This is a genomic window from Prosthecobacter vanneervenii (assembly GCF_014203095.1).
Taxonomy (GTDB): domain Bacteria; phylum Verrucomicrobiota; class Verrucomicrobiia; order Verrucomicrobiales; family Verrucomicrobiaceae; genus Prosthecobacter; species Prosthecobacter vanneervenii.
Map to the genome: position 1 here is coordinate 257,616 of NZ_JACHIG010000003.1, position 11,940 is coordinate 269,555.

An 11,940-nucleotide genomic window follows, 5' to 3' on the forward strand; every position below is an offset into this window, starting at 1 on the left:
GTTACGACCTGCAAAGCAATTGACGCAATTATCCGCATCGCATTGCTCACCACCAATCTTTGATAAGATTTGGTGGAGCATAGCGGGTTCGAACCGCTGACCTCCTGCATGCCATGCAGGCGCTCTACCAACTGAGCTAATGCCCCGGGTTAAAAAAAACCGGCTCCCCTTGGTTTTGGGGAGCCGGAGACTAGCAAAGACCTCTGCTTTGACAAGAGGATTATTTCTTTTTCTTGGCGTCGCCGCTCTTGGTCGCAGCAGGCTCGGAGGCAGGTGCGGCGGCAGCAGCGCCAGCCTGGGGCTTCGGAAGCTTGTCGTAGATCTTCTTGGCTTCGGTGACTTCTTCAGCCTTCATCTTGCCTTCGAGCTGCTTCAGCACGTTGGTGGTGATGTCGATGTCAGCCTTGCTGCCGCTCTTCTGAGCCAGATCGTCAGCCTGCTTGGCATAAGCCCAGGCGCGGGGAAGCTCAGGAGTGCCGGGAACGACGCCCACGGCATACAGGTTGGCCAGACGCAGCATGGCAAGAGCCACACCCTGCTGGGCGGCATCAGAATAGAGGCCGGCGGCCACAGTGCGGTTCTGGCGCACGCCTGCACCCTGCTCATAGAGGATGCCGAGAGCGATCTGGGCAGGGGCAAAGCCCATGTCAGCTGCACGCTGGTACCAGCCGGCGGCGGCCACCACGTCCTGGGTCACACCAGTGCCGTTGGCATAGAGACCTGCCAGGCGGTTCATGGCCTGCACGATGCCAGCGGTGGAGGCTTTCATCAGGAAGGCAAATGCCTTGGTCGGATCCTTGTCCACCACAGTGCCGGTTTCATAATACACGCCGACGTTGTAGAAGGCTTCAGCCAGGTTGTTCTGGGCGGCCAGGCGGTAGAGGTCGAGGGCGCTCTTGGGGTTCGGCTGGACGAGGATGTTGTCCTTGTCGTCACGCTTGCCCTTGGGGTCTTTGATGATGCCGGTTTCGAAGGCGTTGCCGAGGCGGAAGAGAGCCTGGGCGTCGTTGCCATTGGCAGCCTTGGTATAGTAGTCAAAAGCCTTGACCACGTCCTGCTTCACATCAGCGCCGTCCTGGCCCACGCCGTTTTCATAGATCTGGCCAAGGATGCGGTTTGCAGCGGCAAGACCCTTTTCAGCAGCTTCGTTGAAGAGCTTGAGCGCGGCTGCCACGTCCTTCTTCACCAGCTTCGGGCTTTCCTTGGTGTCAGGATCGCCGTTCAGAAGACGGGTGCCGTAGGTGCTCAGAGCCACTGCGCTGCCCTGCTTGCCTGCTTCGATGAGGTATTCGAGAGCCTTGGACTGATCAGCGGGCACGCCTTCCACTCCGGCGGCGTACATCTGGGCCAGACCGAGGGTGGCTTCGCCGTCACCGGCTTTGTTGCCCTTTTCCAGCAGTTCCTTCGCCTTCGCGGGGCTGCGCTCCACCACCACCTGGCCCTTTTCACCTTCGGTCACACCCTGCAGGTGCAGCTGGGCCAGCATGCGGCGGGCCACCTTGTTGTCAGCGCCTTCAGCTTCCTTGATCAGCTTGATCGCTTCCTTGACGGCGTCAGGATTCTGCGCGCCAGCCTGCATCAGCACCTGGGCCAGCTCGGACTTGGCCAGCACCTGGCCCTTGTCGGCGGCTTTGCGGTAGAGGGCGGCCACTTCATTGATGTTGGCGCCGCTCAGCACTCCCCAGTGAGCCAGGGCGTAGATGGCGTCCTTGTCTTCCTTCTGGGCCAGTTCGCGGATCTTGGCCACAGCGTCATTGAAGGACTTGTTCACGTCCGTGTTTCCAGCTCCGGGATTCTGCTGGACCTTCTTCTGCTCGGCTTCGAGAGACGTCAGGATATCAACGAATTCTTTGGATGCTCCGGGCATTTCAGCCGTGTCGATGCCGGCCACTGCGACCAGTGCCGCAAGTTTCAGTTTAAGTGCTGTGAGTAACATAGTGGTTGTTTGTGATAGGGGCGTTTTGTCCCGGATGATCGGGTGCTTTTTACTCATCTGAAAAAACCCCGTGCAAATCAAGCACTTGCTCAAAGTTTAATTTCGCCCCTTTCAAAAACTTACACACAAAGTTCAAAGCGTGCGGCGTTGACGCGATTCTTCCGCCCTGCCATCCTGAGGGCCCTTTCATGGCCGAAAACCCCACTTCCCCCGCAACCGCAGCCGCTCCGTCAAAAGACGGAGCAGCCTCTGCACCTGGCCGCGACAAATTTAAAAAGCGCAACGAAATCCCCACCGCCGAGGAGCTTCTGGCTTCTTTTAACCGCGCTCTTCCTTTCAGTGATGAAGCGGAAAAAGGCGTGCTTTCCTGCCTGCTGCAGGATCCCATGGAGCGCCTCAGCGACTGCCGCGTCAACCTGCCCTCTCTGGCCTTCTACCACGACGCCAACCGCACCATCTACGAGAAGCTGCTGGAGTTTTATGACCGGAATCTCCCCGTCGATCCGGTCACCCTCACCCACGCCCTGCGGGAGCAAAACCTGCTCGATAAAGTAGGTGGCGCTGCAGCCATTTCAGAGCTCTTCGCCTTCGTCCCCATCCCCTCCCACTTCCCCTACTACAAGCAGATTGTACTGGAGAAGCACATCCTGCGGGAGCTCATCCACGCCAGCTCGCTGAACATCCACCATGCCTACGAGCATGGAAAAGAGCAGATGGATGAAAACATCGACACGCTCATCGACCACGCAGAGCAGCGCATCCTCGCCGTGCGCGAGTCTGTCGGCGCAAAAGAAGGCATCAAATCCCTCTCCGCCCACGTCATGGATGCCATCGACAGCATCCAGTACATGCTGGAGCACCCCGGCCAGCTGCGCGGTCTCTCCACCGGCTACAGCAAGCTCGATGTCATGACCTCCGGCCTGCAGGGCGGTGAAATGTTCGTCATCGCCGCCCGTCCTTCGATGGGTAAGACCTCCTTCGCCATGAACATCGTCGAGCACATCGCCGTGGAGTGCAATACTCCCTGCGTCGTGTTCAGCCTGGAAATGAGCGCCACCATGCTGGTTCGCCGTCTTCTCGTCTCCCGTGCACGCCTTAGCATGCAGGACCTCTCCCGCGGCCTGCTCTCCCGCGCCCAGCAGGACGCGCTGGCCAAGGCCACACGCGATCTGCAGAAGGCGCAGATCTTCATCGATGAGACCCCCGGCCTGGACATCATGGAAATGCGCGCCAAGGCCCGCCGGCTCAAAAAGCAGTACGGCATCAAGATGGTCATGATCGACTATCTCCAGCTCGTCACCTCCAAGAGCCGCCGCGCCAAGGACAACCGTCAGATCGAAATCGCGGAAATCTCCGCCGGCATCAAGGGTCTCGCCAAAGAGCTGAACATCCCCATCATCGTTCTGGCCCAGCTCAACCGTGCGGTGGAGTCCCGTAAAGGCCAGCGCCCCGTCCTCTCCGACCTCCGTGAGTCCGGCTCCATCGAGCAGGACGCCGACATGGTGGGCCTCCTCACCCGCTCGGACTACGCCGGCGGTAAAATGGAGGTCGAAGACCCCGAGGCCGAGGAAAAGAAAAAAGGCGAGGCCATGCTCATCCTGGCCAAAAACCGAAACGGCCCCACAGACGACGTGCTCCTTCGATTCATCGACCACGCCATGCGCTTCGTCGAACGAACCGAGGAGCCAGAGTCGCCCTGATGCTTACTTTTTGAGCAGATCGCGGATTTCGCGCAGCAGCAGCACATCTTCGGCAGGAGCAGGCGGCGGAGCCACGGCTTCTTCCGTTTTCAGCCTGGCCAGCAGCGCATTCACAGGTTTGACGATGACGAAGAAGATGACCGCAGCAGTGATCAGGAAGCCGATGACCGCATTGATTACCATGCCGATGTCCAGCATGTTGGCCAGCTTCTCGCCTTTCTCGTTCGTGAACTCACCGATCTTGATGCCCAGGGATACATTCGGATTGCCGCCAACTGCTTTGAGCAGAGGCTCGATGATGCCTTTGGTAAAAGCGGACACAATGCTGCTGAAGGCGGCGCCGATGATGACACCGGTGGAAAGATCGACAACGTTGCCTTTAAGGATGAATGCTTTGAATTCTTTGAGCATGGCTGCGTGGTGGTGATGGATTTTGAACGTGGCCGGTTGTTGGAACCAGCCACGTTGTAACTCCATCAGCACGCTTCAGGCCAGCCTAAAATCAAGCGTTCACACCTCCTGGGCGATCCGCCAGCTTTCGGCATCCATGTTTTCACTGAGATGTCTATAACTGCTGGAAATACGCTCGCGCGCCATCCTGCCAAAGAAGCGCACCAGCCGGACCAGCTTGTCGATCTCATCATCGGGCATGCTGGAGTCGTTCACACGGCTCTGGGCATGGGCCAGTGTGCAGCCCCAGACAAAGAGTTCGGCGCCGATGTCCACAAAGTGTCCCAGCACCACCTGGCGTTTCTCCAGCTTGGGTCCGTTTAGCGCCATGGCCAGGAACAGGCGGCGCGCCAGCCTGCGGCTCTGCCGGGCTATCGCATCCAGCTCAAACTGCAGAGACGGATGCAGCAGCTCTTTCACATCCCCTGCCCCAAACGGCAGCCACTTCAGCGGATACCACGTGGCATAAAAACGTGCCGCACGCAGGGCGGCTTTTGCGCGCACCTTCCACGGCAGGGTGCTGTTTACCGCATCAGCCCCAAGACGCAGATGGGGCTCCAATGCCTCACGGGCAATGAAAAGCCGCATGATCTCGCTGCTGCCCTCAAAGATCGTGTTGATGCGCGAATCGCGGAAAAGGCGCTCCACAGGCTCAGGCGTTTCACCGCGCGCCTTCAGGGAGGCCGCCGTTTCAAAGCCACGCCCGCCGCGCATCTGCATCGTGTCGTCCATGATGCGCCAGGACTTCTCGCTGCCCCAGAGCTTGCCGATCGCAGCTTCAAGCCGCACGTCAGCATGCTTGTCGCGGTCCACCAGCGCCGAGACATAGCGCACGACGCTTTCCATCGCGAAGGTGTCTGCGGCCATGCGGCTGAGCTTGTCAGCCACGGCGGCATGGCGGCCGATCGGCTGGCCCCACTGCTCACGCGAGCGGGCCCAGCGTTTGCTGATGTCCAGGCAGCGCTGCGCCAGTCCGGTGCAGGCGGCAGGCAGGGTGATACGGCCCGTGTTCAGAGTGGTCAGCGCTACCTTCAGGCCGCGTCCCACACCACCCAGCACATTGGCTGCAGGAACGCGCACGTTGTCGAAATGAATGACACCATTGTACAGCGCCTTCAGGCCCATGAAACGACAGCGGTGCATGATCTCAACACCCGGCCAGCTGGTCTCGACGATGAAGGCGGTGGTCGCATGCGGCTTTTCCGCCGTCGGCGTCTTGGCCATCACTACGATCAGCCCGGCCTTGGTGCCGTTTGTGCACCAGAGCTTCTCGCCGTTCAGGATATAATGCTCTCCATCTTCATCCAGCCGGGCCTCGGTCTTCATGCGCGCGGGGTCGGAACCCACGTCGTTTTCCGTCAGCGCAAAGGCGCTGATCTCACCACCGGCGCAGCGTGGCAGGTATTTCGCCTTTTGCTCTTCCGTGCCAAACAGGATGAGCGGCTGCGGCGCACCGATGGACTGGTGCGCAGAGAGCAGCGCAGCCAGGTTTCCACAGCGGCTGCCCAGCAGCATGGCGGCGCGTGAGTAGTTCGTCTGCGAGAGCCCCAGCCCGCCGTAGCGTGTGGGAATCTTGATGCCAAAAGCGCCGATCTTTGCCAGCTCGTTCAGCAGTTCTTCCGGGACTTCGCCGGTGGCGTCGATTTCGTCAGGATCGGCATATTTGTCCAGAACGGCTTCCAGCCGGTGCAGGAAAGCGTCTCCTTGATCATGATCTTCCATGCTCTGCTGCGGGAAGGGCAGCATCTGCTTGAAGTCCGGCTCGCCAAAGAAGATCCCCGCGGCGATTCCGGTGTTGCGGCGTTCATCTCGTGCGGCTTCCGCCATTTCGAGTGCGGCTCGCTGCCCCGCATTCATGCGTGAGGTGTCGATGAGAGTCCTGGCTTCGGGTTTGTTGTCTTCCAGAGTCGTTTTCATGGCTTTAGTTCTCCAGTTGAGGTTGATCAATAATCAATGATGCCCGTATCCCGGGCGAAAGTGACGGGGCCGCCGCGGAAGGGCGGGTAGCCAGTGCCCAGCACCATGGCCAGATCGATGTCGTCAGCACTGCGGGCGATGCCCTCCTTCAGGCAGCGCATCGCCTCCTGGCTGATCAGCAGCGCCAGCTTGGTCTGGATGCTTTCATGCTTCGGCAGGTCCGCGTGCCTTGCAGGCGTGATTTCCTTGCCGTTCTCATACTTGTAGAAGCCTTCACCACTTTTCCTGCCGAGGTGTCCGGCGCTGACCATTTTGTCGAGCGCATCGCTGTTCGGAAAACGGTCAGGGAAGGCCGTCGCGAGCGTCCTCGCTACATGCGCCGCCACATCGAGACCAATTTCGTCCAGCAGACGCATCGGCCCCATCGGCATGCCAAATTCCAGCATCGCGTCGTCGATGTCCTTCACCGGCACACCGTTCTGATGCAGCCTCACGGCCTCCATCAGGTAGGGCACCAAAATGCGGTTCACCAAGAAGCCAGGGCTGTCTTTCACGACCACCGGCGTCTTGCCGATCTTCTGCACAAAGCTGACCGCCGTGGCCAGCACGTCTGCGGAAGTTTCCGGCAGTGTGATGATTTCCACCAGCGGCATGCGATGCACCGGATTGAAGAAGTGCAGGCCGATCACACGCTCCGGATGCGGCACGCTGCGCGCCAGTTCCGCAATCGACAGCGCGCTGGTGTTTGTGGCCAAAATCGTGTCAACAGGGACACGCATTGCCAGATCGGCAAAGATCTTCTTCTTCAGCTCCATGTTTTCCGTGGCCGCCTCGATGATGAGGTGATGCCTGCAAAGCGGCACCTTGACGTGCGTGGCGCTGATGCGGTCCAGCGTGTCACGACCTTGCACCTGAGTCACCAGCCTGCGGCGCGTGGCGTCTGAAACGAGGCCATGAATCCGTTCCAGTCCACGCGCGAGGCTGTCGTTGGAGACGTCCGTCATGAGAACACGGACGCCACGCGAAGCGAGTGTGTGCGCGATGCCGGAACCCATCACTCCCGCACCGATGACGGTGGCATCGAGAATGGGCAGCACCGTCCCGTCAGAAACAGGACGTTTGCCGGCTTCTTCGCGCTTGAAGAAAAGATCGATCAACCGTGCGGCATCAGGGCTCCTGAGCAGCTCATCCACGGCATTTCGCTCCAGCAGCAGACCGTTTTCGATCTCACCACGCACGGCATGGCAGACGACCTCGACGGCCTTGGTCACCGAGGGGTAAAGACCACGGGTCTTCTGGAGCACCTTGCGCCTTGCCATTCGGCCAATGACCGGCGCCAAGAAGTTTTCAAAATGGAACCTGCTGGCCGGGCGCTTGCCGCGCACCAGACGACGTGCCAGCACCTCCATTCGCTCCATGGGCACCACATGGCTGACAAGGCCGGCTTTTTTGGCAGCCCCAGCATTCAGCAGCTTGCCGGTGGTGATGAGGTCCAGCGCCTTGCGCAGCCCGACAAGGCGCGAGAGCCTCGTAGATCCACCCCATGCAGGCAGGATGCCGAGCTGTGTTTCTGGCAGACCGATCTTGGTGCTGTCGTGATCGCTGGCGATGCGCCAGTCGCAGCAGAGGGTGACTTCAAAGCCGCCGCCCATGCAGGCCCCGTGGATCGCGGCTACCTTCGGAATCTTCAGCCGGGCCAGCCGGTCAAACACGGCCTGCCCGAGCCAGATGAGGTCATTCACCCGCGCATGCGGCAGGCTGCGGATGGCCTTGATGTCTGCACCGGCGATGAAGATGCGCTCCTTGGCGCTGCGGAGCACCAGCGCTTTGGCGCGCGTGTCGTGCTCGATGTTTTCCAGAACGTGATTAAATTCTCTCAGCGTCTCCTCGTTCCACACGTTGGCGGAAGATTTGGGAGAATCGAAGGTGATCCAGGCGATGCCGTCATGATCCACTTCCAGCCGGAAATGCTTCGGTGTTACGGGGTGGCCGTGGATGATGTCCTCCAGCACATGGGGGGGATCGTGGATGACTGCGGGGCGGTTGAGAAGGAGAGTTTTCATGGCTCTTGGTTGGATGAGATTTCACTGACATAAATTCACAAGGCTTCGAGGCAGGCGGCCATGCCCTGGCCACCGCCCACGCACAGGCTTACGACGGCACGTTTGGCATCATTGGCATGCAGCTGGTTGAGGGCGGTCTGCACGAGGCGCGCACCCGTGGCCCCGACCGGATGCCCCAGGGCGATGGCACCGCCGCAGGCATTGATCTTCGCTGGGTCAACCTCGCCGAGCGGAGCCTCCAGCCCGGCACGACGGGCGCAGACTGGATCTGCCATGCATTTCATGACAGCCAGCACCTGGGCGGCAAAGGCTTCGTTGATTTCAAAGACATCTGCGTCATCCAGCTTCCATCCGCTGCGATGCAGTGCCACATCCAGCGCCCGCACCGGGCCCAGCCCCATGCGCGCAGGATCACAGCCGGTGGCGGCATAGCTGACGAGACGGCCCAGCGGTTTCCAGTTGTGTGCAGCGGCGGCCTCCTCAGTCGCCACCAGCAGAGCCACGGCGCCGTCAGTGATCTGGCTGGAATTCCCCGCCGTGACGCTGCCGGTCACGGTGTCGAAGAGTGGTTTCAGTTTGGCCAGCTTTTCCAGGCTGGAGTCTGAGCGGATGCCGTTGTCAGCCTCCACCACATGCTTGCCCAGCACCGGTGCGATCTCCTGGCTCAGCAGATGATTGGCACGAGTGGCGCAGAGATGACTGCGCATGGCAAAGGCGTCCTGCATCTCGCGCGAGATGGCAAACTCACGCGCCAGCACCTCGGCGGTCTGGCCCATGTTCAGGCTGGAAACCGGATCTGTCAGGCCCACCTTCAGCCCGATGACGGGCGCAAAGTCCGCCGGGCGGAAATGCAGCGCAGCTTTGGCACGTCCGGTGAAATCCCGCGCACGATTGAGCGCGGTGAACTTTTCCACGGCAGGACGGGAAAAATAGAAGGGCATGTTGCTCATGCTCTCCGTGCCACCCACCACAAAGACCTCGCCCTGACCCGCGCACATCTTGGCATGTGCCAGAGTGATGGCCTCCAGGCCGGAGGCGCAGTTGCGATGCACCGTCATGGCCGGCTTTGCCTCAGGAAGCCCTGCGCGCAGCGCGATCACGCGGGCGATGTTCATGGCCTCGGGCGGCTGGCCGACGCAGCCGATGATGGTTTCATCCACCAGCATGGGGTCGATGCCGGTGCGGGTGAGCAAGGATGAGACGGCGTGACGGCCGAGCTCGACCGCATCGAGATGCGCGAGATCCGTGCCGGTGCGGGAGAAGGGCGTGCGCACGGCGTCCACAATGACAAGAGAGGGAGTTTTCATGGCGTTAGGAGCTGAGTGCCACAGTGGCTGTGGCGGGTTTGGCTTTGGGGCGGTGATCGACGAGTTTTTCCTCCTTCAGGAGGCGGCCCACTCCGAGCTGTTCCCGGAGTTCGGCAAGGGAGTGAAAATGCAGCCCGTTCGGGGTAATCTCCGTGGCTTCATGGAAGCGACGGGAAACGGCGAGCTCGAGTTCGGATTCACGCACGCCCGGTTCCGCCGTGAGGTGCAGATGCACCTCGTCCATTTCCAGCGGGTCATCGTGGCGTTTGCGCAGCTCGATCTGCCAGGCGGCGATGCCTTTCTGGTCATCGAGCAGATGCTCCAGCAGATTGAAGTTCACCAGCGTGCCCTTGAGCTTGTCCATGTGCAGCTCGCGCACCTCGCTGACCCGTGAGATGGGCCCCAGCAGACGCGGGCAGGTGCGGCCGCAGAGCGGGCATTTTTCCCAGGTCAGGCCGCCTTCAGCGATGTCGCCGGTGCGGTAGCGCAGCACCACGGTACCACGTGCATCCAGGGGCGTGAATACGATCTCGCCCGGCTGGCCATCCGGCACGAGCTGGCCGGTGGCGGGATCGATCAGTTCCACCAAGCCCAGGTCAGGGCTGAGGTGGTAGCCGCTGGACTCATGCGTCTGGCCCACGCATTCCGGAAAAGCCATTTTAGCCTCTGTGAAGCCATAGGTTGCCATCACATGCGTGTTGGGACTGCCGAGCAGACCGGCCAGATCCAGCAGCCGCGCGCGCAGGCCATCGGCCACTTTTTCACCGCCCAGCACGAGAAGCTTCAGGCTGGGCCACTGCCTGCCCGTTTCGTACGCTTCGCGCAGCACATGGTAAATGAACGTGGGCATGCCGATGATGATGTCCGGCTGGATCTTCTCAATGAGGTTGATGTTTCCCTCTGTGCCGAGCGTCTTGCCGCCGCCAGTGCTCAGCATGAAGGTGCCAAAGCCCAGCCCGGCATGATGTGCCAGCCAGAAGGCGAGATGCGGCGCATAGGGAAAGAGGTTGATGTGCCGATACTCTTTCTGAGAACGGCCTGCGAGCATCAGCCGGATGCCACTGATGTCGAGATTGTGCAGATCGTGCTTGGTATAGAGGAAGGGTACGGGGTCCGACGAGCGGCCCGTGGTGCTGGTGAGCAGGATGGGGCGGAATTCCGCCTCGGCCTTTTCCCTGGCCGCAGCGCGGCCGTGCATTAGAGCGGTGCCGATCATGCCCGGCTCCAGGCGCAGCTTCGACTCGTCAGGAACGAGCACAAAGTCGCGCGGAGTGGCAAGATCCTTCTTGGAGGTGAAAGGCACGTGGTCCCAGTCTTCGAAGGACTTGATGTCCAGCGGGTGAATGCCGTGCTCGGCAAACAGGCGGCGGTAATGCGCGCTGAAGGGGATGACCCTGCGGCTTAGGTAGCTGCGCAGCTGCTGAAGCTGCCAGTCTCTCCAGGCTTCATGCGGCGAGGTACTCCATTCGGGTATGTGACGGAGCAATTTCATGGCTAATTGTCTCCAGGTTGAGGTTGGTTGGGGTGTTCTGAAGCAGCTCCCGGATGGCCGGGAGGGCGGCGGTTGCGGCGCCACGCCCGGCTTTCAGGTATTGCTCGAAATGTTCAAAGTCGTGCCACGTCGAGGCGGCAAAACGCGGATGGATGACCACATCGGCGGCAGCTTCCTCCTTGGCGATGAGGTGCAGCTGCGCGGCCATCAATGCGCGGCGGAAGGTGTCCAGCACGTTGCCATAGGCCAGCAGGTTCACCTTGTGCCAGAAGGTATGGAAGACGCGGGAAAGGACATGAAAGGTGGATTTATCGTCCACCATGAGCGCCTGTTCCGATCTGGCCTCGTCTTCACCTGGAGGAGGCATGACATTCACGGCGATGACGGCATCCAGCTGGAAACGCTTCTTCAGCAGCGTCACGGGCAGAGGCTCGGAGGCACCGCCGTCCGTGTAGCGCCGGCCATTCAGCTTCACCGGAGCGCAAATGGCGGGAATAGCGGAACTGGCGTGCACGGCATGCGAAACGACGCCGGAGTCAAAGACATGCGGCGACAGGCGGTCGAGGTCGGTGGCAATGACGATGAACGGGCGGTCCAAGTCAGAGAAGGTTTTGTCTCCCAGATCACGCTCCAGATGCCTGCGCAGCTTGTCGCCACGGATCAGGCCTTCGGAGGGTGGGATGATGTAATCCATCAGCGACCTCAAAGTGGCGCGGTCTTTGATCTCGCGGGCGCGTTCCTCAAGCTGCCTGCCATTGAGGCCAGCGGCCCAAAGTGCGCCCACATACGATCCCATGCTGCATCCTGCGATGGCGGCGATGGGGATGCCTTCTTCTTCCAGAACCTGGATGACTCCGGCGTGTGCCAGCCCGCGGGCGCCACCGCTGGAGAGAACCAGGCCAATGCGAGGTGTTTTACCTCCCCCTGAGCCGTGCTTGGAGCTTTCTTCGGCACGGCTCCATCCCCTGAAGGGAAGCTGGAGCTGGGTGTTCATGACCTGTGAGGGTTGTTATGCAATTAGACCCAGCGCTTGAGAAAAACATTCAAAAAAAGGGAATCTTTGTGCATAAATAGA

Annotated in this window: 8 protein-coding genes and 1 tRNA gene; 1 reads left to right on the top strand and 8 read right to left on the bottom strand. The window is 60.6% G+C overall.

The window, feature by feature from the left end:
* Positions 1-70: 70 nt before the first annotated feature.
* A tRNA-Ala gene (locus HNQ65_RS08995) sits at positions 71-146 on the bottom strand.
* Positions 147-220: 74 nt separating this feature from the next.
* Positions 221-1,936: a tetratricopeptide repeat protein gene (locus HNQ65_RS09000; RefSeq protein ID WP_184339190.1), complete on the bottom strand. Its 1,716-nt coding sequence runs from the start codon at positions 1,934-1,936 to the stop codon at positions 221-223.
* A 188-nt stretch (positions 1,937-2,124) separates the two neighbouring features.
* Here HNQ65_RS09000 and dnaB point away from each other — a divergent pair, with 188 nt between their 5' ends.
* Positions 2,125-3,636, top strand: coding sequence for a replicative DNA helicase (gene dnaB / locus HNQ65_RS09005; RefSeq protein ID WP_184339191.1), 1,512 nt, complete (start codon positions 2,125-2,127; stop codon positions 3,634-3,636).
* Positions 3,637-3,639: 3 nt separating this feature from the next.
* Here dnaB and mscL read toward each other — a convergent pair whose 3' ends face one another.
* The 6 genes from mscL to HNQ65_RS09035 form a co-directional block, all read right to left on the bottom strand.
* Complete coding sequence (gene mscL / locus HNQ65_RS09010; RefSeq protein WP_184339192.1) at positions 3,640-4,047, bottom strand: large conductance mechanosensitive channel protein MscL; 408 nt, start codon at positions 4,045-4,047, stop codon at positions 3,640-3,642.
* A 99-nt stretch (positions 4,048-4,146) separates the two neighbouring features.
* Positions 4,147-6,003 (bottom strand): acyl-CoA dehydrogenase family protein, encoded by a 1,857-nt coding sequence (locus HNQ65_RS09015; protein WP_184339193.1) that lies wholly within the window; start codon positions 6,001-6,003, stop codon positions 4,147-4,149.
* A gap of 26 nt (positions 6,004-6,029) precedes the next feature.
* On the bottom strand, positions 6,030-8,066 hold the full coding sequence (locus HNQ65_RS09020; protein ID WP_184339194.1) for a 3-hydroxyacyl-CoA dehydrogenase NAD-binding domain-containing protein: 2,037 nt from the start codon (positions 8,064-8,066) through the stop codon (positions 6,030-6,032).
* Between the two features lie 35 nt (positions 8,067-8,101).
* Positions 8,102-9,373, bottom strand: coding sequence for a thiolase family protein (locus tag HNQ65_RS09025; protein WP_184339195.1), 1,272 nt, complete (start codon positions 9,371-9,373; stop codon positions 8,102-8,104).
* A gap of 4 nt (positions 9,374-9,377) precedes the next feature.
* Positions 9,378-10,865 (bottom strand): phenylacetate--CoA ligase family protein, encoded by a 1,488-nt coding sequence (locus HNQ65_RS09030; RefSeq protein ID WP_184339196.1) that lies wholly within the window; start codon positions 10,863-10,865, stop codon positions 9,378-9,380.
* Positions 10,819-11,859 (bottom strand): patatin-like phospholipase family protein, encoded by a 1,041-nt coding sequence (locus HNQ65_RS09035; protein ID WP_184339197.1) that lies wholly within the window; start codon positions 11,857-11,859, stop codon positions 10,819-10,821. The genes HNQ65_RS09030 and HNQ65_RS09035 overlap by 47 nt, the downstream gene beginning before the upstream one ends.
* Positions 11,860-11,940: the final 81 nt, after the last annotated feature.